The 25,065-nt window shown below is 65.9% G+C and carries 25 protein-coding genes; 11 read left to right on the top strand and 14 right to left on the bottom strand.

All coding sequences use genetic code 11. The features are described from left to right. The 3 genes from FFS09_RS09235 to FFS09_RS09225 all read left to right on the top strand — a co-directional run. Window positions 1–468 (top strand): CDP-alcohol phosphatidyltransferase family protein (locus FFS09_RS09235; RefSeq protein WP_171019939.1); only part of this gene is annotated, 468 nt, incomplete at its 5' end. A 2-nt stretch (window positions 469–470) separates the two neighbouring features. Beyond that, window positions 471–1,070: a YceI family protein gene (locus tag FFS09_RS09230; RefSeq protein WP_212745082.1), complete on the top strand. Its 600-nt coding sequence runs from the start codon at window positions 471–473 to the stop codon at window positions 1,068–1,070. Window positions 1,071–1,080: 10 nt separating this feature from the next. Then, on the top strand, window positions 1,081–2,772 hold the full coding sequence (locus FFS09_RS09225) for an LTA synthase family protein (RefSeq protein ID WP_137918556.1): 1,692 nt from the start codon (window positions 1,081–1,083) through the stop codon (window positions 2,770–2,772). On the opposite strand, the gene FFS09_RS09220 is transcribed toward FFS09_RS09225, so the two are convergent. Then, entirely contained in the window at window positions 2,749–3,549 is an 801-nt protein-coding gene (locus FFS09_RS09220; protein WP_137918555.1) for an FkbM family methyltransferase, read from the bottom strand. The genes FFS09_RS09225 and FFS09_RS09220 overlap by 24 nt on opposite strands. A gap of 136 nt (window positions 3,550–3,685) precedes the next feature. Between FFS09_RS09220 and FFS09_RS09215 the strand changes: the two genes are divergently transcribed. Next, on the top strand, window positions 3,686–4,027 hold the full coding sequence (locus FFS09_RS09215; protein ID WP_137918554.1) for a hypothetical protein: 342 nt from the start codon (window positions 3,686–3,688) through the stop codon (window positions 4,025–4,027). Window positions 4,028–4,471: 444 nt separating this feature from the next. On the opposite strand, the gene FFS09_RS09210 is transcribed toward FFS09_RS09215, so the two are convergent. The 4 genes from FFS09_RS09210 to FFS09_RS09195 all read right to left on the bottom strand — a co-directional run bounded on the left by FFS09_RS09210 (window position 4,472) and on the right by FFS09_RS09195 (window position 8,711). Next, the gene (locus tag FFS09_RS09210; RefSeq protein ID WP_137918553.1) at window positions 4,472–5,509 is read right to left on the bottom strand and encodes an N-formylglutamate amidohydrolase; all 1,038 of its coding nucleotides are present in this window, start codon (window positions 5,507–5,509) and stop codon (window positions 4,472–4,474) included. 5 nt (window positions 5,510–5,514) lie between these two features. Then, window positions 5,515–6,843, bottom strand: a complete 1,329-nt coding sequence (locus FFS09_RS09205) for an anaerobic C4-dicarboxylate transporter family protein (RefSeq protein WP_137918552.1) — start codon at window positions 6,841–6,843, stop codon at window positions 5,515–5,517. Window positions 6,844–6,859: 16 nt separating this feature from the next. Next, window positions 6,860–7,531 carry a MarC family protein gene (locus tag FFS09_RS09200; RefSeq protein ID WP_137918551.1) on the bottom strand — a complete coding sequence of 224 codons (672 nt, stop codon included), beginning with the start codon at window positions 7,529–7,531 and terminating at the stop codon, window positions 6,860–6,862. 199 nt (window positions 7,532–7,730) lie between these two features. Next, a complete protein-coding gene (locus tag FFS09_RS09195; protein ID WP_137918550.1) occupies window positions 7,731–8,711 on the bottom strand; it encodes an SLAC1 anion channel family protein in 981 nt (326 codons plus the stop codon). Window positions 8,712–8,835: 124 nt separating this feature from the next. Here FFS09_RS09195 and FFS09_RS09190 point away from each other — a divergent pair, with 124 nt between their 5' ends. Both FFS09_RS09190 and FFS09_RS09185 read left to right on the top strand, forming a co-directional pair. Further along, the gene (locus tag FFS09_RS09190) at window positions 8,836–9,789 is read left to right on the top strand and encodes a GlxA family transcriptional regulator (protein ID WP_137918570.1); all 954 of its coding nucleotides are present in this window, start codon (window positions 8,836–8,838) and stop codon (window positions 9,787–9,789) included. A 67-nt stretch (window positions 9,790–9,856) separates the two neighbouring features. Beyond that, window positions 9,857–11,524, top strand: coding sequence for an FAD-dependent oxidoreductase (locus FFS09_RS09185; protein WP_137918549.1), 1,668 nt, complete (start codon window positions 9,857–9,859; stop codon window positions 11,522–11,524). Between the two features lie 54 nt (window positions 11,525–11,578). Here the strand turns inward: FFS09_RS09185 and FFS09_RS09180 are convergent, their stop codons facing one another. From FFS09_RS09180 to guaB, 3 genes are all read right to left on the bottom strand, one after another. Further along, a complete protein-coding gene (locus FFS09_RS09180) occupies window positions 11,579–12,826 on the bottom strand; it encodes a D-alanyl-D-alanine carboxypeptidase family protein (RefSeq protein ID WP_137918548.1) in 1,248 nt (415 codons plus the stop codon). Window positions 12,827–12,935: 109 nt separating this feature from the next. After that, entirely contained in the window at window positions 12,936–14,552 is a 1,617-nt protein-coding gene (guaA, locus tag FFS09_RS09175) for a glutamine-hydrolyzing GMP synthase (protein WP_137918547.1), read from the bottom strand. 69 nt (window positions 14,553–14,621) lie between these two features. Next, a complete protein-coding gene (guaB, locus tag FFS09_RS09170) occupies window positions 14,622–16,091 on the bottom strand; it encodes an IMP dehydrogenase (RefSeq protein ID WP_137918546.1) in 1,470 nt (489 codons plus the stop codon). Window positions 16,092–16,263: 172 nt separating this feature from the next. On the opposite strand from guaB, the gene FFS09_RS09165 reads away from it, so the two are divergent. Further along, window positions 16,264–16,815 carry a DUF4124 domain-containing protein gene (locus FFS09_RS09165; protein WP_137918545.1) on the top strand — a complete coding sequence of 184 codons (552 nt, stop codon included), beginning with the start codon at window positions 16,264–16,266 and terminating at the stop codon, window positions 16,813–16,815. On the opposite strand, the gene FFS09_RS09160 is transcribed toward FFS09_RS09165, so the two are convergent. Both FFS09_RS09160 and FFS09_RS09155 read right to left on the bottom strand, forming a co-directional pair. Then, a complete protein-coding gene (locus FFS09_RS09160; RefSeq protein ID WP_137918544.1) occupies window positions 16,809–17,138 on the bottom strand; it encodes an RnfH family protein in 330 nt (109 codons plus the stop codon). The two genes, FFS09_RS09165 and FFS09_RS09160, sit on opposite strands and share 7 nt — an antisense overlap. An 11-nt stretch (window positions 17,139–17,149) precedes the next feature. Then, on the bottom strand, window positions 17,150–17,596 hold the full coding sequence (locus FFS09_RS09155; protein ID WP_137918543.1) for a type II toxin-antitoxin system RatA family toxin: 447 nt from the start codon (window positions 17,594–17,596) through the stop codon (window positions 17,150–17,152). A gap of 49 nt (window positions 17,597–17,645) precedes the next feature. On the opposite strand from FFS09_RS09155, the gene smpB reads away from it, so the two are divergent. From smpB to FFS09_RS09135, 4 genes are all read left to right on the top strand, one after another. Further along, the gene (smpB, locus tag FFS09_RS09150) at window positions 17,646–18,143 is read left to right on the top strand and encodes an SsrA-binding protein SmpB (protein WP_137918542.1); all 498 of its coding nucleotides are present in this window, start codon (window positions 17,646–17,648) and stop codon (window positions 18,141–18,143) included. A 91-nt stretch (window positions 18,144–18,234) separates the two neighbouring features. Continuing rightward, window positions 18,235–18,612, top strand: a complete 378-nt coding sequence (locus tag FFS09_RS09145) for a COG4315 family predicted lipoprotein (RefSeq protein ID WP_137918541.1) — start codon at window positions 18,235–18,237, stop codon at window positions 18,610–18,612. A gap of 42 nt (window positions 18,613–18,654) precedes the next feature. Further along, a complete protein-coding gene (locus FFS09_RS09140) occupies window positions 18,655–19,191 on the top strand; it encodes a sigma-70 family RNA polymerase sigma factor (protein WP_137918540.1) in 537 nt (178 codons plus the stop codon). A gap of 16 nt (window positions 19,192–19,207) precedes the next feature. Further along, entirely contained in the window at window positions 19,208–20,023 is an 816-nt protein-coding gene (locus FFS09_RS09135) for an anti-sigma factor family protein (RefSeq protein ID WP_137918539.1), read from the top strand. A gap of 34 nt (window positions 20,024–20,057) precedes the next feature. Here the strand turns inward: FFS09_RS09135 and FFS09_RS09130 are convergent, their stop codons facing one another. From FFS09_RS09130 to truB, 4 genes are read right to left on the bottom strand one after another with little or no spacing between them, the layout of a single operon-like run. After that, window positions 20,058–21,161 carry an enoyl-CoA hydratase/isomerase family protein gene (locus FFS09_RS09130; RefSeq protein ID WP_137918538.1) on the bottom strand — a complete coding sequence of 368 codons (1,104 nt, stop codon included), beginning with the start codon at window positions 21,159–21,161 and terminating at the stop codon, window positions 20,058–20,060. A 23-nt stretch (window positions 21,162–21,184) separates the two neighbouring features. Then, entirely contained in the window at window positions 21,185–22,192 is a 1,008-nt protein-coding gene (locus tag FFS09_RS09125) for a DMT family transporter (RefSeq protein ID WP_137918537.1), read from the bottom strand. Window positions 22,193–22,247: 55 nt separating this feature from the next. After that, window positions 22,248–24,074: a translational GTPase TypA gene (gene typA / locus FFS09_RS09120; RefSeq protein WP_137918536.1), complete on the bottom strand. Its 1,827-nt coding sequence runs from the start codon at window positions 24,072–24,074 to the stop codon at window positions 22,248–22,250. Next, on the bottom strand, window positions 24,071–25,063 hold the full coding sequence (gene truB, locus FFS09_RS09115; RefSeq protein ID WP_137918535.1) for a tRNA pseudouridine(55) synthase TruB: 993 nt from the start codon (window positions 25,061–25,063) through the stop codon (window positions 24,071–24,073). Before truB ends, typA begins: the two co-directional genes overlap by 4 nt. Between the last annotated feature and the right edge of the window lie 2 nt (window positions 25,064–25,065).

The following is a 25,065-nucleotide window of genomic DNA, read 5'->3' as shown; positions in this document are numbered from 1 at the left end:
CCCCTGAGTGCCCAGGCCACCGCGATGTGGTGGCTCATCGCGGTGGCCACCACCACCGCCCTGCTCGATGCGGTGGACGGTGCGCTGGCGCGCCGCACCGGCCTGGCCAGCGCCTTTGGTGCGCGCTTCGACATGGAGACCGACGCGGCGTTCACGCTCGTGCTGTGCGCGTTGGTGCTGCAGGCGGGCCAGGCCGGCCCCTGGGTGCTCGCCTCGGGGCTGATGCGCTACGCCTTCGTGGCCGCGGCGCGCGCCTGGCCGTGGCTGCATGCCCCACTCGCGCCCAGCAAACGCCGCCAGACGGTGTGCGTCGTCCAGATCACCACCCTGATCGTGTGCCTGGGCCCGATCGTGCCGCCTTGGCTCGCCAGTGCGCTGGCCGCGCTCAGCCTGGCTTTGTTGACCCTCTCCTTCGCCATTGACATACGAACCCTGGCGCGGCAGCGCCGCACCCCCCTGGAGACCTGACCATGCGAATGCCCCTTCTCTCCACCGTCGCCCTGTGGCTGATCCTCGGTGCCAGCGCGCCAGCCCAGGCGCAGGCCGCGCGCTACCAGCTCGACCCCGACCACATCACGGTTGCTTTCCTGGTCGACCACATCGGTTTCGCCAAGGTGCTCGGCATGTTCCGATCGGCGCGCGGCAGCTACCGCTTCGACGAGGCCACGGCCACGCTCTCCGAGGTGCGCATCGAGGTGGAGACCGCAAGCGTCTTCACCAACCAGCGCAAACGCGACGACCACCTGAAAGGCCCGGACTTCCTCAACAGCGGTGAGTTTCCGCGCATGGTGTTCACGGCCAACAGCGCCAAGCGCACGGGCGAGCGCACCTTCGAGATCGCCGGCCAGCTCGAACTGCTGGGCAAGTCGCTGCCGCTCACGCTGCTGGCCACCTGGAACAAGAGCGCCGAGTCGCCCATGGGCGGCCCGCTGAGCAAGCCCTACACGATGGGCGTGTCCGCCCGGGGCAGCTTCAAACGCAGCGCCTATGGCATGAACTACGCGGTGTCCAACGGCTGGGTGGGTGACGAGGTGCCGCTGATCATCGAGTTCGAAGCGGTCAGGCAATGAGCCGTTTCGTGTGAGCGCCGCCCTCGCCTGGCTGCTGCGCTTCGGCCTGGCCTTTGCCCTGCTGAACACGCTGCTGACCTTCGAGAACCGTTGGCCCGGCTTCGGTGTGCGGTACATGCCGCGACTGAGTTTCGAGTTGTGCCTGGGCACGGTGGCGCTGCTGGCCTGGGTGGTCTGGCGCGGGCGACTCTCCGCGCGCGCGGCGACAGTGGCGTCCATCGGCTTCGCCGCGCTGGTGGCCGTGCGCTACGCCGATGTGACCGCGCCCGCCGTGCTGGGCCGTCCCGCCAACGTCTATTGGGATGGGCGCCACGCCGCCGAGTTGCTGCGCGTGGCAGCGCAGTCGGCGTCCGCCTGGCAGATGGTGGCGGCGGTGGCCGCGCTGGTGCTGGGCACGGGACTGCTCTTCATCGCCGTGCGCATCGCCATTGCCACGCTGGCCCAATGCCTGGACTGGAAGCCTCCACGGCCGTGGCTGCTGGCGGCAGTGGCGGTGTTCACATGGAGCTTTGCCGCCTATGAGCCCGATCGGCGCGACACGCGCTGGTTCTTTTCCTTGACGCTCATGCCCACCTTGCTGCACCAGGCCCAACTGCTGGCGGGCGTGTGGTGGCCCGCGCACGGAAACGCGGCGCTGGGCCCCAGCCCGGCGTTTGACGGCGGTCTTTCCGGTCTGGTGGGGGCGCACGGTCCTGCAGACGTGTTGCTCGTGTTCGCCGAGTCGTATGGCACCGTCGCCTTCGATCAACCGGCGCAGGCCACCGCGTTGGCCGACGCGCGCACCGCGCTGGACGACGCCATCCACCACAGCGGGCGCACCGTGGTCACCGCCCGTGTCACCGCACCCACCTTCGGCGGCGCATCGTGGCTGTCGCACGCGGCGCTGCTCGCGGGCGTGGACACCACCCAACCCGCCGACCACGACCTGCTGCTCGCCAGTCAGCGGCCCACGCTGGTGCGCCACTTCGCGCGACATGGCTACCGCACCGTGGGCTGGATGCCCGGCCTCAAGCGGCCCTGGCCCGAAGGCGCGTTCTATGGTTTTGACCGCCTCGCCGACGATGCCGGTATCGGCTACAGCGGCCCGGACTTTGGCTATTGGCGCATCCCCGACCAGGCCGCGATGGCGCTGCTGCACGCGCAGGAGCTCGACCACGGCCCATCGGATGCAGCGCCGCGCTTCGCCGTCTTCCCGACCACGAGCACCCACGCGCCGTTTCATCCACTGGCGCCCTTCGTGCCGGACGGGTCGCGCCTCAAGGGTCCCGACGCGTACACGCAAGCGCAAGCCCGGTCGGCACTGGCCGCGCCGCTGTCCACAACGCAAACCATGTCGCGTTACATCGCCAGCATGCGCTACCAGTACGCGTGGATGGCCGAGTACTTGCGGCAACGCGCGCCGCCATCCTTGGTGATGGTGGTGGTGGGCGACCACCAGCCGCCCGCGCTGGTCAGCGGCCCGGGGGCGTCGTGGGACGTGCCGGTGCACGTCATCAGCGACAACCGCGCCTTGCTGCAGCGCTTGCTGGGCAGTGGTTTCGTGCCCGGTCTCGCGCCGCCCGAACGTGCCCTGGGTCCCATGCACGCGCTGACGCCGGTGTTGCTGAAGGCATTCGATGCGCCGGGCGCGCACGAGGCCATCGGTGTCGAGCACGTGTCGGCGCCCGCGCTGGCGACGTCAACGGCGCTGCCCGGTTCCTGAGCGCTCGTCGAGCCAGGCGTGCACGTCACCCGACGGCGCGTCGGCCGACATCTCGCGCAACCACGCCCGCATCGCATCGGCCGACACGCCATCGGGCTCCTGCAAGCGCAGCCGTTCGCTCAACGACACGGCATAGCGATAGCGCCCACGCCCGGCCAGGGCTTCCAGCCGGTCGATGCAGCCCAGCGCAATGTCGCGCACGGCAGGCAGAAACTCGAACGACAGCGCCGGCACCGGCTGGCTCAGGCCACGCAGCACCTCCAGCTCGAAACCTTCCACGTCGATCTTCACGAAATCGGGTACACCGTGCGTGGCGATCAGCGCGTCCAGCGTGGTCACCGCCACCAGCGGCCCCTCTTCCCAACGCACGCCCTGAAATGACGGCGCGGCCCCCGCGCGCTGCACGAAATCGGTTGACAACGTGGCCACCGTCGGCGTGCGCGGACTGGCCATCAAACGCGCCTGCCCGGGCGCACGGCCCAGGGCTTGCGGCAACACGCTCACCCGCGCATCGCGGCCAAAGCGGCGCTGCAGCAAATGCACGAAATCCGGTTGCGGTTCCAGCGCGACCACGTGCGCGCCAAGCTGGCGAAACGCCGCCACGCGGTTGCCCGCATGCGCGCCCACGTCAAACGCCAAACCGCCCGTGGGCACGAAGCGCCGGTAGAAGCGCCGCAGTTGCGCGCCACGCCAGGGAATGGCGCGGTACACCAGCCACGAACGCAGCAGACCGAGCTGGCGGTCGATGCGCTGACGGAGTGCAGTGGGTCTGGACATCGCGCCATTGTTGTCCGGGAATCTGGCTTGCGGGCCGGCCCTGGAACCCCCCACCTGCTTCCGTTACCCAGGGGATTGCAGCATGCCGTGCGCCCGTTCACAAGCGCTGCGATCGATGTCCCAGTGGAGGTTCCTCATGACGCCAGATGTCAACCCGTCTTTGCTATCGACCATCCCATCCCGGCCCGAGTCCAGAGCTGAACCCCAAAAGCCGGACTCAGCGCCAACAGAAGTGGTGAACATGGTGGCGGCGTTGCCTCAGATCGAAGCCGAAGAAAAAGCGGTCGTCAAAGTGATCCATCGCGTTGACGAGTTGACCCGGGAACTGAAGGACCTGGATGAGAAGCTCGCGGGAAACCTGAGCAACTTCTCCCGGGCGGAAGTCGAGGGAATGACCCAGCGGGCCTTCATCCTCGAACAGGAACTGGAGACGTTGAAAAATCCCGAGCAGGCAAGAGCCGACGGCCCCGGTCTCTGAGTGAGGCGGTGGCGCCTTGCGGGAACCTGCCCATGTGATGGGTTAACCACTGGTTGCCGCAGATGGCCAACACAGGAGCTCCACCATGAACCAAGAAATTGCCGATCCGAACGACGTCGCCGCCTGCCTGGAGAAGGTGCGCGCCACCCTGGGGCAACTGGACGAACTGCAAGACAGCCTCAAACAGCGTGCCGCCACACTGGCCGCGAGCGCCGAAGACATCACGGGGCGCCTGCGCTCCGTCGGGATCGACACCCCGGAAGCCATCGAAAAATCTGCGCTTCGCTGGACGAAGAAACCAAGGCGTCGGCACGGCCAGTGGCGAGCTTCGTACCCACGGTTCCGGCCAGCGGTTTGGCTCCCAAGGCAAGGAAGGTCGGGCGCATGGTGTAGCGCCCTGGCAGGGCTGGGGACGCTGCAAAGGCCAAAAGCCTATCGGTGCAGTTACTGCAGGATGGCCCGGGCAAGTTGCAGCGCGATGCCTTCCAGACGCTCACCCAACCCCGTCGGCCAATCCGCACCGGGCCGTTGCAAACAGGCCGTCGCCTCGGGACCCAGCAGCGCCTCCCGGCGAAACTCCGCCTGCACCGCGCCGCTGTTCGGTTGACCGCTCAGGGCTTTGCCCCAATACAGCGTTTCTTGCGCCCCCTTGTACGGTTGGTTCAGGCTGATCTCCCCCGGCGCGGCACCCAAGGCTTGGCCCCACGCGGCGGCCAACCTGCGCAGGTACGCAGCCGGCAAGCTGACCTCTTCGCCCTCTCCCCGCTCATTCCCTCGGTTACCCAGATTCACCCAGGCCGGCAAGCGATCGGCCTCAGGCCGCTCGACCACGATGGCGCCATCGGCGCGCATCTTGGTGTTCATCGTGTCGTGCAGACTGACGACCAGCAACGCACTGCCTTGGCCTTTGCTGCGCACGAGGTCGATCACCCGCTCGATGGCCGCACCATAGGCCTGCGGGCCCAGCGCATGGCTGCGTGACAGGGCTGTGGCCAGGGCTTCCCAGCCCGCCTCGCCGTTCGGCTGCAGCAAGACATCCTCGCCAGAAAACGTGATGGGGCGGATGGCATCGACGCCGGCGAAAGAGACGCCCTCTTCGCCGGCTCGCTGGCGCGCCAGCCGCGCCCAGAACTCACGCAGATTCTGTAGAGGCTGCGCGGGTGGCGCGCGGTTCGGGTCCATCACCAGCCGCGAATGCGGGTTCTCGATGAACACCAGGCTGGGGTCCGCCGCCGCCCAGGCGCGGCCCAGCGCGCTGGTGAGCACGTCGGAGAAATCGAACTGCTTGCGCCGCGTCAAACCAGGCGCGACAAAGGGCTGCAACTCGGTGGGAAAGGCGGCGCTGGCGTGCGGGCCCAGCACCACGGTGCGAATCGAACCCGCCACGGTCTCGAAGGGCGCGCGGCCACGGCTTTGCCAGAACACCAGGTCATCGAATCCGTATTGGCGGCCTGCCTCCAGCCAGAGCACATCGGTGTCCATCGTGCTCAGCCCACGAAGCGCGAGATCAGCAGGCCCAGGCCGACCGCGACCACCGCGTAGAGCAAGGTCGGCAGCAGAAAGGAATGGTTGATGACCGCGCGGCCAATGCGTGTGCTGCCGGTGCGGTCCAGCTCCACCGTGGCGATCTGCGAGCCGTTGGTAGGCAGCAGAAACACGCCCACCACCGCCGGCCACATGGCGGCCAACGTGGCCGGCTGCAGGCCCAGGGCGATGCCGATCGGAATGATGGAGAAGGTGGCGCTGGACTGGCTGGTGGTCATGGCCGCCACAGCGAACAAGGCAACAGCGATCATCACGGGCGCCTGCTGGGCCAGCGAACCCAGGCCGTCGACGATGACGCGCTCGTGGGCGGCGATGAAGGTATTGGCCATCCAGGCCACGCCGAACAGCGCCACCACCGCCACCATGCCGGAGTCAAACAGCGAACTCTTGACGATATCGCTGGCCTTGATCCTGGCGAACATCACGATGGCGGCGGCCACGGTCAACATGGTGATCTGGATCAGTTGGGACAGGTCCACGCCGACCAACGCGCCCCTGACCGTCACCTGCGGGCGCAGTTCAGGGAAGATGCCGGCCGCGATAATGAAGAGCACACCGGTCAGAAACAGCAAGGCCGAAATCTTGCCCTCGCGCGTGGGCGCCTTGAGTTCCGTGTCGGCGGCGGGCGGGGTCAGCTCACCGCTGGCGACGCGGCGCTGGTATTCCGGGTCCTGCTCCAGCGGCTTGCCGACACGGCTCATCACGAAACCACCGATGAGGATGGCGACGATGGAGGCCGGCACCGTGATCATCAGGATGTCGGAGATCTTGAAGCCGGTGGGCGCCAGCAGGCCCACCATGGCGGCCATGGCCGCCGACACCGGGCTGGCCGTGATGGCCAACTGCCCGGCCGTGGCCGACAGCGCCAGCGGCCGCTCGGGCCGCACCTTATTGGCCAGCGCCACCTCGTAGATCACCGGCATCAACGAGTAGTAGATGTTGCCGGTGCCCGCGCCGGCACAGAAAGCGAACGTGGTCAACGGCGCCACATAGGTGATCTGGTTGGGAAATCGGCGAATGACTTTCTGCGCCTGCGCCACCAGAAAGTCGATGCCCCCGGCCAGCTGCATCGCGCCGGCCGCCGTCACCACCGACATGATGATGAGCATGGCCGATACCGGCACCGAGCCGGGCGCGACGTCAAAGAGCAGCACGAACAGCAGCACGCCGACCGCGCCGAACAGGCCGATGGCCATGCCCTTGTAATGCACACCGACAGCGATCAGGCCCAGCAGCATCAGGCCTTGCACAACGATCAACAGCGTGTTCATGAATTCCGCCTTCCGTTCAAGGTGAGGTAATGCCGTTCAACTCGGCCCAGCCGGTCCAGATGATCTGGATACCGATGCATAGCAGCATGAATGCCATCAGGCGGATCATCACCAGAGAGCCCACCTCGCCCAGCTTGGCCATCAGCACCCCGGCATGGCGATAGACCAGGAAGACCACACCGACAGTCAAGGTGGCGCCCAGCACCGCCACCATGGCGCCGGCCACATACATCTGCAGCTGGCGCGGCCAGCCGGCACCGATGGCAGTGGCCGCCGCGATGGTGCCTGGCCCGGTGGTCAGCGGAAACGTGAGGGGAAAGAAGCTGCGCCGCACCACGTCAGCATGCGTCCAGGCAACTGTCTGGTTGCGCTTGACGGCGGCCTGAACCTCGTCGTCGTCGCTGCGGTTGAGCATGCGCCAGCCCGAGGCCGCCACCAGCAGTCCACCGCCGATGCGCACGATCGGCAGCGAGATGCCAAACAGCTCCAGCACATAGGTGCCCACCAGCATTGAGCCCACCAGCACGAGCCAGCAATTGATGGCCACCTGGCGCGCCAGTTGGCGACTCGCAACGGGGTCGCCACCGACGGTCATCGAGAACACCGGCGCCCCGCTGAGCGGGTTCATGATGGGGAGCAGCGTCAGTGGGACCAGGGCCAGCGATTGAAGGAGGTCGGCCGCCCCCATGTCAGACCTCGGCCCGGGAAACACGGCACTTCGGCCGCCGCAACAGAAAGCCCGAACGCGACATATCGCCTCCCCCCGGTAGGAATTTTGATACGGTCATCATCTCCACGGCACGACGTGAAGGCCACCAAGCCTTGCCCTCACGTCGCTGCTGCAGAGCTCATCCTCACCCTCGGTCAGCCTCATGCGTGTCTCGGCCTCAGGCGAACAGCTTTCCATTGAGTGCGATTTGCATGGTTCGCACCGTGAGCATCGCCAGGATCACCGTCAGCATGCCAAGCAACACAGCGGCGATACCCCAGAGCGGCCCACTCCCCCGGAATGCCGCGTACTTCAGCGCCGCAATGACCAGTGCCGCCAGCGGGAAGCCTATCGCCCACCAGCCCGCGGAGAACCTGGCGTCGGGCCGGAACACTTTCGGGGCCACCACGGCGAACGTGAACAAACCAAAATAGAAGAGCAGCGCGGCAAAGTCGTCGACGCCTCCCACCATATTGGTGTACGCGAGGAAGCCCACGGCGAATGGCGCCACCAGAATCATCAACGACGGCGTCATGGCGGGTACAAGCGGGTCGCGGTGCACAAGCCGACCGACGATCATCGTGAAGAGCACAAGCGCCATCACGGCGCCGATCGCGCTGGCCAGCAGATTGATTTCTGAAGCCCAGGCCATCGGCATCTGCGCACCGGTGACGGGGATATCGAGCGTGGCCACGCACGGAACGATCCAGGCTGGCATCGCATGCGATGGATCTACCTGGCCTTTGAGCAGGCGGGAGACCACCACGAAGCTCAACGCCAAGGTGGCCAGCACGCCGACTGTCCAGATGGCGCTCGCCGCAGGCGCGCTGTACGGCGCCACGACAGCAGACAGCAAGAGAACCGAGATCGCGATGGTGCCGAAGAAGTTGCCAGCGATGGGGTGATGGAACTCTGCCCGCACTGCCTCCGGATACCTGGCGAGCTTCGTCAGATAGCCCAGCGAGATCAGCACGAAGACGCCCAGCGCAAAGGCGCCGATGGCCTCGCCGACAAGGGCCGGCGCGCCCAGGCTGCTGTGCGCCAGCCGCCAGGCGAGTGCCAGCCCCGAAAGACCCATGACCGCCGCAAACAGATTGACGGGCAGGTTGCGGACCGACGCTTTTCCGGATGATTGAAAAACCGGTGAAGACGGGTTCATGGACGGTGTTTGCACAACGAGCTCCTTTGGCAGAATTTGCAGCTATCTGTATTTTCTGCCAGACTTGCTTTGCCTCACTCGCCAACACACGGCGTTTTCTGCCAATCACCGGGCCTTGTCAGCCATGCGCATCGCCATCCTCGCTTTTCCACGTTTCCAACTGCTGGATGTCGCAGGCCCTGCCGACGTTTTTATGGAAGCATCGCGCAAGCTCGGAAAACCGCGCGCCTACCAGGTGCAGGTGATTGGCGCCGAGGAAGGCCTGCTCATGAGCAGCAGCGGATTGCGTCTGGCCGTGGACGCCTCCGTGGCGACGCACCGTGGTCGCATCGACACCTTGCTCGTCGCGGGCAGCCCCCGCATTGAGGACATGGCGAGCAACGCGCACTTGCAAAACTGGCTTCGGCGCCAGTCGCGCACGGTGCGGCGGTATGGCTCGGTATGCACTGGGGCCTTCGTGCTGGCGGCCAGCGGGCTTCTCGATGGCAAACGGGTGGCGACCCACTGGAACGCCGCCGCCCGCCTCGCGGCGGAGAACCCCCGCACCTGCGTCGAAGCCGACGCGATCTATGTGAAGGACGGCAAACTCTTCACCTCCGCCGGGGTGACCGCCGGCATGGATCTCGCACTGGCGATGGTGGAAGAAGACCACGGTCGCGAACTCGCACTGCAGGTGGCCCGCGAGTTGGTGATGTTCCTCAAGCGGCCTGGCGGCCAGAGCCAGTTCAGTGCGCATCTCGCGGCGCAGACATCCGAACGCTCGGGTGTGCGCGAGGTGCAGGACCACGTACTCGCCCATCTGAAGGACGATCTCACCGTGCCCGCCCTGGCTTCGCGTGCGGGCATGAGCGAAAGGAGTTTCGCGCGCATCTTTCGCAGCGAGACCGGGACAACGCCCGCCGAGTTTGTCGAGAATGCAAGGATCGACGCAGCCCGCCGCCTGGTTGAAGATTCGGACCTGCCGGCCAAGCGGCTGGCCGACGCCGTGGGTTACGCGAATGTGGACGGTTTTCGGCGCGCGTTTGGACGTCGCCTGGGCGTGAGTCTTGGGGAGTATCGAAGGCGCTTCGCGAGATGATTGGCGTGTGCCGAGGCCGTGGCGGTTGCTGCCCTGGGCGAAGAAAGACGAGAACAGGATCGACCCAATGGCTACCTTTGACACCGATGCCCCTCCGAGCGAGCTGCTGTCCCGCCGCCACCAGATGTTTCCGGTGCTGGCCGATGCCGAAACCGCACGGATGCAGCGCTTCGGGACAAGGCAAACCCACCAACAGGGCGCGCGCCTGCTGACCGCCGGCGAGCCCGGGCCCGGCCTGTTTGTGGTGATCAAGGGCGTCATCGCGGTCAGCCAGCGGGACGGCCTGGGACACGTGACGCCCATCGTGCAACACCGCCGAGGCCACTTCATGGGCGAGGTGGGGACCCTGTCCGGCAAGCCATCGCTCGTGGATGGGATCGCACTGGAAGAGGTGGAGGTCCTGTTGCTGCAACCCGGCCAGCTTCGCGCACTCATCATTGCCGAGGCGGATCTGGGTGAACGTCTGGTTCGAGCACTGATTCTTCGGCGCGTGGCGCTGATCGAGGCAGGCGCCAGCGGCCCGGTGCTCATCGGCAAGCCGGCGTCGGCCGACTTGATGCGGCTGCAGAATTTTCTGCGCCGCAACGGCGAGCCGTACCACGTGGTCGACGCCAGCACCGACGCCGATGCCGCGGCCCTGCTGGAGCAGTCCGGCGCCGGCCCGGACGAGCCGCTGGCGGTGTGTCCCGACGGCGCCGTGCTCGTCAATCCGACGGATACCGCGCTGGCGCGCTGCATCGGCATGGTGGACAGCGTGGCGCACGACGACCTGTTCGACGTGGCCGTGGTGGGCGCAGGGCCGGCAGGTCTGTCCACCGCGGTCTATGCCGCATCGGAAGGCCTGCGCGTCGTGGTGCTGGACTGCCGCTCCTATGGTGGCCAGGCCGGCGCCAGCGCCCGGATTGAAAATTATTTGGGCTTCCCCACCGGTATTTCGGGCCAGGCCCTGGCCGGACGCGCTTACGTGCAGGCGCAGAAATTTGGTGCCGAAATGCTGATCCCGGCCGAGGTGCACTCGCTGAATTGCGCGCGCAGTGGCCCGGACCGCGAACTGGCTCTGCGCCTGAGCGACGGCCGTCGCCTGCGCGCGCGCACGGTCGTTATCGCCAGCGGCGCACGCTACCGCCGGCCCAATGTGCCGCGCCTGCAGGAATTTGAAGGACGCGGCGTCTGGTACTGGGCTTCGGCGCTGGAGGCGACGCTCTGCGCGCAGACCGACGTGGTGCTGGTGGGCGGGGGCAACTCCGCGGGCCAGGCTGCGGTGTTCCTGTCGCAGCACGCGGCCACGGTCACCATGTTGGTCCGAGGGCCAGGTCTTGCCGCCAGCATGTCGCGCTACCTGATCGACCGCATCGAAGCCACACACAACATTGAGTTGAAGCCCCACACCGCCATCACCGCGCTGCATGGCGATGCGCAAAGTGGTCTGGCCGCAGTGTCCTGGCGCGACGACCGCGCAGCGGTGCACGAAGACAAACCGCTGCGCAACTTGTTCATGTTCGTCGGTGCGGACCCGGAGACCGGCTGGCTGGACGGATGCAATATCGCCGTCGACGCGAACGGCTTCGTTGTCACCGGCGCGGGGTCCCGTGCGGCGCTGGAATCCAGCATTCCCGGCGTGTTTGCCGTGGGTGACGTGCGTTCGGGCTCGGTCAAGCGGGTGGGCGGCGCCATCGGCGAAGGCGCCGCCGCCGTTGCGCAGATTCACCAGTACCTGGCGGCGGGCTCAGTCTGAGCGATCACTCAAAGGGGCGAACCGCAGGATCGCTCCCGCGTCACGCCCCTGCCATCACTTGCCAAATAGCTTGAGCAGGTGCTGCCACATGCGCAGGAAAAAGCCCGCGCGCTCGACGTCGGCCTGCGCCACCAGCGGCGTCTCTCCCAGTGGCTTGCCATTGGAGCTCGCCACCACCTTGCCGATCACCGCGCCCTTGGCCACTGGGGCTTCCAGATCGGGATTGATTTGCACCGTGGTTTGCACTTGCTGGCCGCGCGGCACGGTCAGCATCCAGGGCGACCCCAGAACCGCAGGAACCGTGTCTGTCTTGCCGAAGCCGACCTTGGCGGTTTCCACCACCGTGTTCGGCTGAATCGGCGTGGCCTTCTCAAAGTTGCCGAAGCCCCAGGCGAGCAACGCACGCGTCTGGTCGGCACGCGCCTGCATGCTTTGGGTGTTGAGAATCACGGTGATGAAACGCATCCCGTTGCGCTTGGCCGAGGTGACGAGGCAGTAGCCCGCTTCCTGGGTGTGGCCGGTTTTCAGCCCATCGACGGAGGGATCGGTATAGAGCAAGGCGTTGCGGTTGCCCTGGTTGATGTTGTTGTATTTGAACTCGCGCTCGGCGTAGATCGGATAGAACTCGGAGCTGTCGTGGATGATGGCGCGCGCGAGAATCGCGAGGTCGCGCGCAGACGTCTTGTGCGCCGGGTCCGGCAGCCCCGTCGCGTTCACGAAACGCGTGTTGGTCATGCCAAGCCGCTGGGCTTCGGCGTTCATGAGCTTGGCGAAATTCTCTTCGGTGCCGGCCATGTGCTCGGCAATCGCCTTGGATGCATCGTTGCCCGACTGGATGATGATGCCGCGCAGGATATCGATCACCGTGGCCTGGCCATTGAGCGGCAGGTACATGCACGACTCGCTGCTCGAGCCTCGGCACCAGGCGTTCTGGCTGACCGAAACAAGATCGTCCTTCTTGAGCTTGCCCGTGCGCAGCGCCTGTTCGACCAGGAAGCTGGTCATCATCTTGGTCAGCGACGCCGGCGGCAACGCTTCATCGGGGTTGTTCGAGGCGAGCACTTCGCCGGAGTCGAAGTCCATCACCAGCCATGCCTTGGCGGCCAGCATCGGTGGTCCGCCAGCGACCGTGGATTGCGCGGTGACAGGCGCCTGCGCAGGTGCGGCGGCTTTCTTCTGGGCCGCAGGCTTGGCGTTATGGGGTTGGGCGGCGTAGGGTGCCGATGACGGCACGAAGGCCCCGGCAGCGAGGGCGAAGGCGGCCCAGAGGAAGAAAAAACGATTGGTTTGCACGACGATCATGAGAGGCAAAGCGAGGATTGTGGAGGGATCGCGCGCCGATTCGAGCGACGCCGATGTAACGTTGCGTGACGGCCGCACCCTTGCGGCCGCATCACCGAAGAACCTGTTTTCACTCCCACTCGATGGTGGCTGGCGGTTTCGAACTCACGTCATACGTTACCCGGTTGATGCCGCGCACCTCGTTGATGATGCGGCTGCTGACCTTCTTGAGCAGCGCATACGGCAGCTCGGCCCAATCGGCGGTCATGAAGTCGCTGGTCTGCACCGCGCGCAGGGCCACCACGTAGTCGTAGGTGCGGCCGTCGCCCATCACGCCCACGCTCTTGACCGGCAGGAACACGGTGAAGGCCTGGCTGGTGAGGTCGTACCAGGTCTTGCCGCTGTGCGGATCGATCGTGGAGCGCAGTTCCTCGATGAAGATCGCGTCGGCGCGGCGCAGCAGGTCGGCGTATTCCTTTTTCACTTCGCCCAGAATGCGCACGCCCAGGCCCGGGCCCGGGAACGGGTGGCGGTAGACCATGTCGTGCGGCAGACCGAGCGCCACGCCCAGTTCACGCACCTCGTCCTTGAACAGATCGCGCAGCGGTTCGAGCAATTTCAAGCCCAACTGCTCGGGCAAGCCGCCCACGTTGTGGTGGCTCTTGATCGTGACGGCTTTCTTGCTCTTGGCGCCACCGGATTCGATCACGTCAGGGTAAATTGTTCCTTGTGCCAACCACTTGGCACCTTTTGTTGATGCACCACTTGAAGTCAGTTTGGCGGCTTCGGCCTTGAAAACTTCGACGAATTCCCGGCCGATGATCTTGCGTTTGGCCTCCGGCTCGCTCACGCCGGCGAGGTGGCCGAGGAACTGGTCGGCCGCGTCCACGCGGATCACCTTGGCGTGCAATTTGCCGACGAACATGTCCATCACCATGTCGCCCTCGTTCAGGCGCAGCAGGCCGTGGTCGACGAACACGCAGGTGAGCTGGTCGCCGATGGCACGGTGGATCAGGGCCGCGGCCACGGACGAATCGACGCCGCCCGACAGGCCCAGGATGACCTCTTCGTCGCCCACTTGCTGGCGGATCTTCTCGACGGCTTCGGCGATGTGGTCGCGCATCACCCAGTCCGGGTTGGTGTCGCAGATCTCGAGCACGAAACGCTCCAGCAACGCCCTGCCCTGCACCGTGTGCGTGACCTCGGGGTGGAACTGCACAGCGTAGAAGCGGCGCGCTTCGTCGGCCATACCGGCGATGGGGCACGAGTCGGTGCTGGCCATGAGCTTGAAGCCCGGGGGCAGCTCGGTGACCTTGTCGCCATGGCTCATCCACACCTTGAGCATGCCGTGGCCTTCGGGGGTGGTGAAGTCGGCGATGTTCTTGAGCAAGGCCGTGTGGCCGCGAGCGCGCACCTCGGCGTAGCCGAACTCGCGCGTGTGCGAGCCTTCCACCTTGCCGCCCAGCTGCTGCGCCATGGTCTGCATGCCGTAGCAGATGCCCAGCACCGGAACGCCCAGCTCGTACACCGCGTCGGGCGCCTTGTCATCGACCTCGTACACGCTGGCGTGGCTGCCCGAGAGGATCACACCCTTGAGCTGGCCGTCGGCGGCGAATTCGCGCACCCATTCGCTGCTGACATCGCAGGGGTGCACTTCGCAGTACACATGGGCCTCGCGCACGCGGCGGGCGATCAGTTGGGTGACCTGGGAACCGAAATCGAGGATGAGGATTTTCTGGTGCTGCATGGGGTGTGGAGGGTTGCGGCGAGAAAAAGAAAAAGGCCGTCTCGCGGACGGCCTGCGGGGTGGACCTGATCAGTCCGCCCGGTAGTTGGGTGCTTCCTTTGTGATCTGCACGTCGTGCACATGGCTTTCGCGGATGCCCGCCGAGGTAATCTCGACGAACTCGGCCTTGTCGCGCATGTCCTCGATGCTGGGGCAACCGCAGTAGCCCATGGCCGCGCGCAGACCGCCTGCCATCTGGAAAATGATGGAGACCACCGAGCCCTTGTAAGGCACACGGCCTTCAATGCCCTCGGGCACCAGCTTGTCGGCGTTGGGGTTGCCGGTGCTGCTTTCCTGGAAGTAGCGGTCGGCACTGCCCTGCTGCATCGCCCCGATGGAGCCCATGCCACGGTAGCTCTTGTAGCTGCGGCCCTGGAACAGCACGATCTCGCCCGGCGCCTCTTCGGTGCCGGCAAAGATGCCGCCCATCATGACGGTGTTGGCGCCGGCCGCGATGGCCTTGGCGATGTCACCGCTGTAGCGAATGCCGCCGTCGGCGATCATCGGCACGCCCGTGCCCCGCAGCGCGCTGGCCACGTTGTCGATGGCCATGATCTGGGGCACGCCCACACCCGCGACGATGCGGGTGGTGCAGATCGAGCCGGGGCCGATGCCGACCTTGACCGCGTCGGCACCCGCCTCTACCAGCGCCAAGGCGGCGGCGCCGGTGGCGATGTTGCCGCCGATCACGTCGATCTGCGGGTAGTTCTGCTTGACCCAGCGCACGCGGTCGATCACGCCCTTGCTGTGGCCGTGCGCGGTGTCCACCACGATGGCGTCGACCCCGGCTTTCACCAGTGCCTCGACGCGCTCCTCGGTGCCCTCGCCCACGCCCACCGCCGCGCCCACGCGCAAACGGCCAGCGGCGTCGCGCGCCGCATTGGGAAAGTTGAGCTGCTTGGTGATGTCCTTGACCGTGATCAGACCCTTGAGCTCGAAGGCGTCGTTCACCAGCAGCAGGCGCTCCAGCTTGTGCTTGTTCAGCAGCGTCTTGGCCTCGGCCGGTGTGGTGCCGTCGGGCACGGTGATCAGGCGATCGCGCGGCGTCATGATCTCGCTCACCGGCAGGTCGTACCGGGTTTCGAAGCGCAGATCGCGGCCGGTGACGATGCCGACCACTTTGCCCGCATCCACCACGGGGAAGCCCGAGATACCCAGGTCGTCCGAGAGCTTCATGACCTCGCGGATCGTGGTCTGCGGAGAAATCACGACCGGATCACGCAACACGCCCGATTCATAGCGCTTGACCTTGGCCACGTGAGCCGCCTGTTCCTGCGCGGTGAGGTTCTTGTGGATGATGCCGATGCCGCCTTCCTGGGCGATGGCGATGGCCAGTCGGGCCTCGGTGACGGTGTCCATGGCCGCGGAGACCAGGGGCAGATTCAGCTTGATGTTGCGGGAGAACTGGGTGGCAAGCGAGGCGTCCTTGGGCAGGACCTGGGAGTACGCTGGCACCAGCAACACGTCGTCGAAGGTGAGCGCTTTGCCGAGGAGGCGCATGGGGTAAAGCTCCAAAAGGGTCGATTGTAGCCGGGCGTTCTTGGGACAAACCCGCGCATGGGCTCTCTCGCGGCGTACCGCTGGCGCTGGAAAAGCGACCGCTCCCTCAGCTTGTGCGCCCATCCATGCGGATGCCGCTTCTCGTGTGCAGACCCGTCGCTACACTCGCAAAATGCCTCAAAAATCAACCCTCTCCACGCTCTGGCGCACCGCCGCGCTGATCGGTTTCCTGCTGTCCGCGAGCACGGCCGCACTCGCCCAATGGCAGTGGGTCGACAGCACCGGCCGCAAGGTGTTCAGTGACACCGCACCACCCGCCAGCGTGCCCGACAAGGACATCCTCAAGCGACCGGGCGCATCCCCTGCGCCGACGGCCATGGCACCAGCCGTCCCACCGGCAGCGGCGGCAGAAAAAGCCGCTGCGGCAGCGCCGAAGTTGCCCACCGTCGACAAGGAACTGGAAGCCAAAAAGAAGCAGGCCGAGCAGGCCGAAGAAGCCAGCAAGAAGGCAGAGGAACAACGCGTGGCCCAGGCTCGCGCCGAGAATTGCGAGCGCGCCCGCAAGGCCAAAGGCGCCATCGATTCGGGCATTCGCCTTGCCGTCACCAACGCCAAGGGTGAGCGAGAGATCATGGACGACAAGGCCCGCGCCAGCGAGGGCCGCCGCATCGACGGGGTCGTCCGCAGCGACTGCGGCCCCTTGCCCAAGCCCGCCGCTCAGTAACCCGCTTTGGAGCCCGGTCGACGCCGGGCAAACAAACCCGTGGAACGTGCGCCCTGACCGGCAAATCGCTCGCGCCGGGCCACTTTCGGATCGACGCGCAGTCCACGCACCACCTCCACACGGTCGTCCTCGCGCAGCACGCGGTCCCATCCGGCCTTGCGGCCCCAGACACCCACCGCCAGCGATTCGGCCTCGATCTCGGGAAAGCGTTGCAGCCAACCCGCCTGCTCCAATGCGCTGCGCAGCGTGCAGGCGTCGGTCACCGTCAGCGCCACTTCGTGCACCTCGCGTGGCGCAGAGGCGTACATGAGGGTGATCTTCATGCTGGCTGTGCTCAGTCCACGCCGTAGACCTGATCGGCCCGCTTCACGAAAGCGTCCACCAGGCTGCCGGCGATCTTGTCGAACACCGGCCCGACCAGTGCGGCGAGTGTTGAGCTGGCGAAGCCGTAACGCAGCTGAAACTCCACCTTGCAGGCGCGCTGCTTGCCATCCCCCAATGGGGTGAATGCCCAGACGCCGTCGAGTGTGGAGAACGGCCCGTCGACGAGCTTCATGAAGACCTTGCGATCGGTCTCGTGCGTGTTGCGCGTGGTGAAGTTCTGGCGCAGACCGCTGATGGCAATGCCCACCCGAGCCACCACGCCATCGTGCATGCGCTCCAGCACCTCGCCGTGGTCGCACCACGGCAGAAACTGCGGATAGCGCTCGATATCGGTGACGAGCGCAAACATTTCGTGCGCGCTGTGCCAGAGCAGGACGGACTTGTGAATGGTTTTCATACAATCCGATCCATTGTATTGGCCTCAAACGGCCGCACCTTGCCCCTTCATGGCCACCAAAAGCAGCAAAGAATCCCCAGCGAAAGGCAGCGGCGACAGCCGCATTGCCGACAACAAGAAAGCCCTCTTCAACTACGCGATCGAGGAACGCTTCGAGGCGGGCGTTGTGCTGGAAGGCTGGGAGGTCAAGGCCTTGCGCGAAGGCAAGGTGCAACTCACCGACGGCTACGTGGTGATCCGCGAAGGCGAGATGTTCCTCATCGGCTGCCAGATCAACCCGCTGCACACGGCCTCCTCCCACATCAGCCCGGATGCCGTGCGCACCAAGAAGCTGTTGCTGCACAAGGAACAGATTCGCCGCCTCATCGGCAAGGTCGAGCAAAAGGGCTACACACTGGTGCCGCTGAACCTGCACTGGAAGGGCCGCAACGTGAAGTGCGAGATCGCATTGGGCAAGGGCAAGGCCGAACACGACAAGCGCAACACCATCAAGGACCGCGAAGGCCAGCGCGAAGTCGAGCGGGTGATGAAGTCGCGCAACCGCTGAATTTTTTTCGAGGCGCGGGAATAAACCACGCCCCGCCGGCGTTCATCCCTGTGCAGAGACTGTCTGCTCATCACCCAACGGAGAGAACGCCATGAAATTCCTGATCCCCCTGACCCTGGCAGCCGCGCTGCTGGGCGGTTGCGCCTCGATGTCATCGACCCCGCCGCCCGCGATGACCAGCGATGGCGTGCTGGTCGGCCCCAACCGGATGACGCTCTACACCTTTGACCGTGACGCCGCGGGCAGTGGCAAATCGGTCTGCAATGGCCCCTGCGCCACGAACTGGCCGCCATTGATGGCCATGGGCAATGACAGGGGACACGGTGACTACACCGTCATCACACGCGATGATGGCCAGAAGCAATGGGCGCTGAAGGGCAAGCCGCTGTACTACTGGGCCAAGGACACCAAGCCCGGCGACAAGACCGGCGACGGCGTGAACAACGTGTGGCGCGTGGCCAAGCCCTGATCGCCCCGGCATGAGCGCACATCGCTGCAGCCACACAGGGTCATGAAGCGGTCCGAGCTCATCGACCAGATGCCCGGTTTGCGCCGCTATGCACGGGCGCTGACCGGCGACCCCTGGGCCGCCGACGACCTGGTGCAGGACACGCTGGAGCGCGCCTGCAGCAAGTGGCGGCTCTGGACGGTGGGGACGGACTTGCGCGCCTGGTTGTTCACCCTCATGCACAACCTGCACGTGAGCGGCCTGCGCCAGACGCAGCGCCGCTCGGGCAGCGGCACCCAGGTGGATCCGGAAGACGTGGCGGCCGAGCTGGTGGCGCCCGATAGCGCGCAGGATCTGGTGCTGGATCTGCAACGCTGCCTGCTGCGCTTGCCCGAGGAACAGCGCGCCGTGCTGCTGCTGGTGAGCCTGGAGGACATGAGCTACGACCAGGTGGCCCGCATCACGGGCACCCCCGTCGGCACCGTCATGTCCCGGCTCTCACGCGCCCGCACCCGTCTGCAGACATTGATGAATGCAACGGCCACGAACGCGCCACCGCCCGATGCCTGCGTCCCCACCCACCTGAGGCGGTTGAAATAGCACCACCCGCAAGACCATGGACACGCCCAACACCCTGCCCCTCACCGACACAGATCTCCATCGCCTGCTCGATGGCGAGGTGCTTGGCGCCGAGCGAGATGCCCTGCTGCAGCGCTTGCAGGGTGACCCGCCCGGCCGCGAGCGCCTGGCCCAATGGCAGGCTCAGCGAGAGGCCATTCGACAGCTGCATGCCGGCGTGCTGCACGAGCCATTGCCCTCTTCCTTGTTGGAAGCGGTGAACCGCGCTGACGATGCGCAGGCACGCGTGGCGGGCTGGTGGCGCTGGGGCGGCATGGCGGCAGGTATCGTGCTCGCCTTCGGTGCGGGCTGGTTGTCGCACCAGCAATGGCCGGGCAACACCACGATGGGCACCCGCCAACTCGCCACCCTGCCCGCCTTCGCGCGCGATGCGGCGGTGGCGCACGCGGTGTACTCCCCCGAGAAACGGCATCCGGTGGAAGTCGGTGCGCTGGAACAGGAACACCTGGTGCAGTGGCTCTCGCGCCGCACCGGCAAACCGCTCAAGGTGCCGCGACTGGATGCCCTGGGCTACGAACTCGTTGGAGGCCGGCTGCTGCCAGGCGATGCGGGCGCGCGTGCGCAGTTCATGTTCGAGAACACCCAGGGTGTTCGCATCACGCTGTACCTGGGTGCGTTGTCCCCCACACCCGGGCAGGTCGCCCCCAGTGGGGAAACCGCCTTTCGCTTTGCCCAGGAAGGCCCGGTGCCCGGCTTCTACTGGGTAGACCAGGGTTTCGGCTACGCGCTCAGCGGCCCGCTGAGCCGCGATGCCCTCATGGCCTTGGCCGAGGCGGTGTACCGGCAGCTCTGAGCGCCAGCACCGCGCCCCATCAAGCGAGGCCGTGTCAGCCCAGCGCTTTCAGCGGGTGCGTGTCCGCCGTCCAGGGACTCTCGAAAAAGGCCGCCACGTTGGCGGGCTTCACGTCTTCGATGCGGCTTGGGTTCCACTTCGGCGCATGGTCCTTGTCCACCGCCAGGGCGCGAATGCCCTCCACCGTTTCGCTGGCCGCACCGGGGCGCAGGTGGAAACAGCGGTACACCATGTCGCGCTCCATGCGCAGGTCATCGGCCAGGCCCATGCCGCGTGCGCGTCGGATCTGCTCCAGCACCACATGCAGCATCAGCGGTGAGCGCTGGCGCAGCGTGGCGGCGGTGCTGCGCGCCCAATCGCTGTCGGTGTTTTCGAGTGTGCCCATCACGTGTTGCATATCGGGTTGGCTGAACACGCGATCCACTTCCTTCGCAGGCCATGGCACGGGCGTGGCCGCGGTGCTCAGGTGGCTCGCGCACCAGCGCTCGACGGAGGCGCCGTTCTCGAAGGGGGTCTTTTCGAGCGAGGTCCACAGCCCCGGCAGGCGGCCCGAGTCGATATAGCCGTCGGCCAGCCCCGCCGCCATGGCGTCTTGCCCGCTCAACACGAGGCCAGTCAGCGCCAGGTACTCACCCAGATGCCCCCGGCAACGGCTCAGGAAGTAGCCGCCGCCCACGTCGGGGAACAGGCCGATGTTCGTCTCCGGCATGGCCAGCTTGCTGCGCTCGGTGACGATGCGCAGGCTCGCGCCCTGGCTGATACCCATGCCGCCGCCCATGACGATGCCGTCCATGAGCGCGATGTAGGGTTTGGGGTAGGTGTGGACCAGGTGGTTGAGCGCGTACTCCTCGGTGAAGAAGTCGTCGAGCTCGGGGTTGCCCGCCAGCGCAGCCTGATGGAAGAAACGGATGTCGCCGCCCGCGCAGAACGCGCCGAAGGGTCCTTCCTTGCCCATGCCGCGCACCACCACCGCGAGCACCGTGTGGTCGTCCTTCCAGGCCAGCAAAGTCTGCGTGATGTCGCGGATCATCGCTAGCGAGAGCGCGTTGAGTGCCTTCGGGCGGTTGAGCGTGATGCACCCGACGCGCCCCCGGATTTCAGCTTTCACATGGATGTCTTCAGAGACTGTCGCATTCATCTTTTTTCTTCCGGTTGAATCGGTCATTGTGGCCGTTTGTCTATCGTCTGGATACGCGGTGTGCCGACACGCGATCGCCAGCCCAGCAGTTCGTTGAGCACGAGGGCGCCGATCACCAACGAGCCGCCTGCAAGCACTTCGCGGCCGGGCTCTTCGCCCGCGCCCAGCCACACCAGCAAGATGCCGAAGATCACTTCGAGCAATGCCAGCAACGAGACCTCGGGTGCCTTGAGCGAACGGGCGCAGACCACGGCCAGTGCGCAGGGAATGGCCAGTTGGACCGCCCCCAGCAAGGCCAGCCAGGCGATGTCGGCGCCCGTGGCATGGAACGGCAAGGCCAGGGGCAAGGTCATCAGCGACGAGAGAATGCCGCCCAGCAGCACCGAAGGCACGAGGTCGATCTTCTCGCCATGGGTCTGGCCACGCTGCAACACGGTCCAGTTGACCGCGCCCGCCACGGGCACGCACAACGCCGCCAGCGAACCGACGACGAGACCGCTCGCTTGCTGGCCGGGGTCGGTAAAGGCCTGCAGGAACTGACTGCCGTACATGTAGACGATACCCGCGCCAGCCGCCAGGATGGCCAACCAGGTGCGCAGCGCGAGCCGCTGGCCGATGACCACGCGCGCGACCAGCGCCGTGAACAACGGGCCCACCGCCATGATGATCAGCACGTTCGCCACCGTGGTGAACGTCAACGCCAGCATGAAGGCGGTGAACATCACGCTCCAGCACACGCCGGCAATCCAGAATGCCTTCGAGCGCGCCAGGATGCCCCAGTGGCGCTCCAGCATGCCCTGTGCCGGATCATTGGCGATGTGCCCCGATGCGCGGTCCGCGGCGCGCCACCACGGCAGGATGACCAGCAGCGAGAGCGCGGTGAACGCGCTGCGCCAGAAGGTCACCTCAAAGCGCGCGGCCGATTCCAGCTGGCGTGAGACCACCCCCGCGATCGACCACATCAGGGTCACCGCAATCATCATGAACACCGCCTGGGTGTGCGTCAGGCGGCTGAGAACACGAAAGGGCATGGTCTGATTCGTAAAAAAGGCCGCGTTCTGGAGAACAGCGGCCTGTGACGCGGGATCAGCTATCGCGGCTGGCGCGCTTGCGGTCGTGTTCCTTCAGGTGGCGCTTGCGCAGGCGGATGCTCTTGGGGGTGATTTCCACCAGCTCGTCGTCCTCGATGAACTCCACACCATACTCCAGCGTGCACTCGATCGGCGGCGTGATCTTGATCGCGTCTTCCTTGCCGCTCACACGGAAGTTGGTCAGCTGCTTGGTGCGGGTGGCGTTCACCACCAGGTCGTTGTCGCGGTTGTGGATGCCGACGATCATGCCTTCGTACACCGGGTCGCCGGCGCGCACGAACATGCGGCCGCGATCGTCGAGCTTGCCCAGGGCGTAGGTGAAGATTTCACCGTCGTCCATGGAGATCAGCACGCCGTTCTTGCGGCTGGCGATGTCACCCTTGTGCGGCTCGTAGCCGTCAAAGATATTGGCGATCAGGCCCGAACCGCGCGTCAGGTTCAGGAATTCGTTGGTGAAACCGATCAGGCCACGGGCCGGAATGCGGTACTCGAGGCGCACACGACCACGGCCATCGGGTTCCATGTTGACCAGCTCGCCCTTGCGTTCGCCCAGCGCCTGCATCACGCCGCCCTGGTGCTGCTCTTCGATGTCGGCCGTCACCATTTCGATCGGCTCGTGGCGCTCGCCGTTGATCTCGCGGAACACCACGCGCGGCTTGGACACCGCCAGCTCGTAGCCTTCACGGCGCATGTTTTCCAGCAGGATGGTCAGGTGCAATTCACCACGGCCCATCACTTCGAAAATGCCGTCTTCGCTGGTTTCCTTGACGCGCAGCGCCACGTTGCTCTGCAGTTCTTTCTGCAGGCGGTCCCAGACCTGGCGGCTGGTGACGTACTTGCCTTCGCGGCCGGCCAGGGGGCTGGTGTTGACGCAGAAGTTCATGGTCAGCGTCGGCTCGTCGATCTTGAGCATGGGCAGCGGCGCCGGGTTGAGCGGATCGGTGATGGTCACGCCAATGCCGATGTCGGCAATGCCGTTGATCAGCACGATGTCACCGGGGCCGGCCTCCGTCACTTGCACGCGGTCCAGGCCCTGGAACGTCAGCACCTGGTTGACGCGGCCCTTGATGGTCTTGCCATCGGCTCCTTCCATCACCGCCACGTCCATGCCGGGCTTGACGACGCCAGCGCTGATGCGGCCCACGCCGATGCGGCCCACGAAGGTGGAGAAGTCGAGTGCGGAGATCTGCAGTTGCAGCGGTGCGGCCGGGTCACCGGTTTGCGCCGGCACGTGCTTGAGCACGGTGTTGAACAGGGCCGACATGTCGGGGCCCCACTGCTCGCCCGGCGCGCCCTCGACCAACGAGGTCCAGCCGTTGATGCCCGAGGCGTACACCACGGGGAAATCCAGCTGCTCGTCGTTCGCGCCGAGCTTGTCGAACAGATCGAAAGCGGCGTTGATCACCTTGTCGGGGTTGGCACCCGGCTTGTCGACCTTGTTGACCACCACGATGGGCTTCAAGCCCAGCGCCAGCGCCTTCTTGGTCACGAAGCGCGTCTGCGGCATCGGGCCTTCTTGCGCATCGATCAGCAGCACCACGCCATCCACCATGGACAGCGCGCGCTCCACCTCGCCGCCGAAGTCCGCGTGGCCCGGGGTGTCCACGATGTTGATGTGCGTGCCTTCCCAGCTCACGGCGCAGTTCTTGGCCAGGATGGTGATGCCGCGCTCGCGCTCGATCGCGTTGTTGTCCATCACCGTGTCGACCACTTTTTCGTGTTCGGCGAACGTGCCCGACTGGCGAAGCAGTTGGTCCACCATGGTGGTTTTGCCATGGTCAACGTGGGCAATGATGGCGATGTTGCGGATTTGTTTGCTCATGATGCGAGTTCCGGTGAGGTTTCCAGGATTTGCTGTATTTCGATGGGGCTCAGCAGCCGCCCCGGGATGAGTTCACCTGCCACGGTGTGTGCGCTGCCGAGCAGCACAGGCGGTGATGTGGGCGGGTCGTGGGCGCCGGTCGGAACCGGGCCAAACACCGCCACGCGCGCGCTGTCCGCCCAATCGCCCCGGCGGCGCAAGCCGCTGAGAAACCGTCCGGCATGGTCGGCGTCGAGGGTGACGGCGTCGTGACCGTCCAGCAGTGCCTGCACCGGCAGCAGCCGTCCCAGGCGATCGTTCTCGTCCAGGGCTTCGAGCGCGTCGAGTGCGATGCATTGCGACACATCGAACGGGCCCGTGGCGGTGCGGCGCAGCATGGTGAGATGACCGCCGCAGCCCAGGGCTTCGCCGATGTCTTCGCCCAGCGTGCGGATGTAGGTGCCCTTGCTGCAGCGCACCCGAAGGCGCAGATGCGGCTCGTCGCCCTGCAACTGCATGTCGAGCAACTCCAGATCGTGGATGACAACGTGGCGCGCCTCGCGCTCCACCGTTTCGCCGTCGCGCGCGTATTCGTAGAGCGCCTTGCCGTCCTTCTTCAAGGCACTGTGCATGGGCGGCACTTGAGCGATGGGGCCCATGAAGCGGTCGAGCACCTCGACCACCTGCCCCACGCTGCAGACCACAGGGCGCACCTCGATCACATCACCCTCGGCATCGGCGGTGCTCGTCTTCACGCCCAGGCGCACCGTGGTTTCGTAGGTCTTGTCCGCGTCCAGGTGGATCTGGCTGAACTTGGTGGCGGCACCGAAGCACAGCGGTAACACACCGGTGGCCAACGGATCGAGCGTGCCTGTGTGGCCCGCCTTTTCGGCGCGCAACAACCACTTGGCTTTTTGCAAGGCCTGGTTGCTGGAGAGACCCAGCGGCTTGTCGAGCAACAACACCCCATGCACAGGGCGCCGTTGCACCCTGGTGCGTGGCGCGTGCATCT

This window comes from Hydrogenophaga sp. 2FB, assembly GCF_005503365.1.
In the GTDB taxonomy this organism is placed as follows: Bacteria; Pseudomonadota; Gammaproteobacteria; order Burkholderiales; family Burkholderiaceae_C; genus Hydrogenophaga.
This window is presented reverse-complemented; position numbering and strand designations above follow the sequence as displayed.

Coding starts and splice junctions, on each gene's coding strand:
- FFS09_RS09145 (WP_137918541.1), top strand. CDS start 18,235: ATGAAATTCCTGATCCCCCTGACCCTGGCAGCCGCGCTGCTGGGCGGT.
- FFS09_RS09165 (WP_137918545.1), top strand. CDS start 16,264: ATGCCTCAAAAATCAACCCTCTCCACGCTCTGGCGCACCGCCGCGCTG.
- guaA (WP_137918547.1), bottom strand. CDS start 14,552: ATGCAGCACCAGAAAATCCTCATCCTCGATTTCGGTTCCCAGGTCACC.
- FFS09_RS09205 (WP_137918552.1), bottom strand. CDS start 6,843: ATGAACACGCTGTTGATCGTTGTGCAAGGCCTGATGCTGCTGGGCCTG.
- FFS09_RS09185 (WP_137918549.1), top strand. CDS start 9,857: ATGGCTACCTTTGACACCGATGCCCCTCCGAGCGAGCTGCTGTCCCGC.
- guaB (WP_137918546.1), bottom strand. CDS start 16,091: ATGCGCCTCCTCGGCAAAGCGCTCACCTTCGACGACGTGTTGCTGGTG.
- FFS09_RS09215 (WP_137918554.1), top strand. CDS start 3,686: ATGACGCCAGATGTCAACCCGTCTTTGCTATCGACCATCCCATCCCGG.
- typA (WP_137918536.1), bottom strand. CDS start 24,074: ATGAGCAAACAAATCCGCAACATCGCCATCATTGCCCACGTTGACCAT.
- FFS09_RS09230 (WP_212745082.1), top strand. CDS start 471: ATGCGAATGCCCCTTCTCTCCACCGTCGCCCTGTGGCTGATCCTCGGT.
- FFS09_RS09160 (WP_137918544.1), bottom strand. CDS start 17,138: ATGAAGATCACCCTCATGTACGCCTCTGCGCCACGCGAGGTGCACGAA.
- smpB (WP_137918542.1), top strand. CDS start 17,646: ATGGCCACCAAAAGCAGCAAAGAATCCCCAGCGAAAGGCAGCGGCGAC.
- FFS09_RS09135 (WP_137918539.1), top strand. CDS start 19,208: ATGGACACGCCCAACACCCTGCCCCTCACCGACACAGATCTCCATCGC.
- FFS09_RS09155 (WP_137918543.1), bottom strand. CDS start 17,596: ATGAAAACCATTCACAAGTCCGTCCTGCTCTGGCACAGCGCGCACGAA.
- FFS09_RS09125 (WP_137918537.1), bottom strand. CDS start 22,192: ATGCCCTTTCGTGTTCTCAGCCGCCTGACGCACACCCAGGCGGTGTTC.
- FFS09_RS09180 (WP_137918548.1), bottom strand. CDS start 12,826: ATGATCGTCGTGCAAACCAATCGTTTTTTCTTCCTCTGGGCCGCCTTC.
- FFS09_RS09190 (WP_137918570.1), top strand. CDS start 8,836: ATGCGCATCGCCATCCTCGCTTTTCCACGTTTCCAACTGCTGGATGTC.
- FFS09_RS09220 (WP_137918555.1), bottom strand. CDS start 3,549: ATGTCCAGACCCACTGCACTCCGTCAGCGCATCGACCGCCAGCTCGGT.
- FFS09_RS09195 (WP_137918550.1), bottom strand. CDS start 8,711: ATGAACCCGTCTTCACCGGTTTTTCAATCATCCGGAAAAGCGTCGGTC.
- FFS09_RS09210 (WP_137918553.1), bottom strand. CDS start 5,509: ATGGACACCGATGTGCTCTGGCTGGAGGCAGGCCGCCAATACGGATTC.
- FFS09_RS09200 (WP_137918551.1), bottom strand. CDS start 7,531: ATGGGGGCGGCCGACCTCCTTCAATCGCTGGCCCTGGTCCCACTGACG.
- truB (WP_137918535.1), bottom strand. CDS start 25,063: ATGCACGCGCCACGCACCAGGGTGCAACGGCGCCCTGTGCATGGGGTG.
- FFS09_RS09140 (WP_137918540.1), top strand. CDS start 18,655: ATGAAGCGGTCCGAGCTCATCGACCAGATGCCCGGTTTGCGCCGCTAT.
- FFS09_RS09130 (WP_137918538.1), bottom strand. CDS start 21,161: ATGAATGCGACAGTCTCTGAAGACATCCATGTGAAAGCTGAAATCCGG.